Annotated in this window: 1 protein-coding gene; it reads right to left on the bottom strand. The window is 39.9% G+C overall.

Annotated elements, in window-relative coordinates:
- Positions 1–592: hypothetical protein (locus tag DNK85_RS10795; protein WP_162896693.1), on the bottom strand; the 592-nt coding region annotated here is incomplete at both ends.

The following is a 592-nucleotide window of genomic DNA, read 5'->3' as shown; positions in this document are numbered from 1 at the left end:
GGCATTATTGGTGCCTATTGCTTCAATTTCAATCTCAGCGCCAGCAATCGCAATATTTGCCTCAGCTGTAAATAGCTTATCTTGCATATCTTTATAGCTAACAGCAATTTTTTTATTATTTTCAGGGATACTATTACTAACCACAGCTAAGGATAATTGGCAACGGTCATTGGAAGTGCCATTAGCGGATAGTACTGTACCAGTAACACACGTGCTGCCACTATTGAGACTGACACCAGTAGGTAAATTGTTTGTATCAATGCTTTGTATGGTAAGATTGACATTTGAATGGTTAACAAGCACAGCTTCTCCGAGGATTGCAGGGTCACTTAATAGCACTGTTTGAGAGAGCTCAGCAGGTTGTGTCTGTAGTACTAATGCAGGGGCTAAATTTCCTCCTCTTATGTTGGCGGCTTTAATTTTTATCAGTTGCGTATTTGGATTGGTCGTTAATTCATGATAGACACTTTGCAGTGCGTTTTTGGTTGTATCATTTGCAGGAAGGCTAAAGCTAAATAAATGACTCGAACCTTTTGCTAGATTCTTAGCCTGACCATTGTCATCAAATGCAATCGTTTTGCTCCCATCAGAC

This window comes from Cysteiniphilum halobium (genome assembly GCF_003574425.1).
Taxonomy (GTDB): domain Bacteria; phylum Pseudomonadota; class Gammaproteobacteria; order Francisellales; family Francisellaceae; genus Caedibacter; species Caedibacter halobius.
Note: the sequence above shows the minus strand (reverse complement) of the source record. Positions and strands in the feature narration are given on the sequence as shown.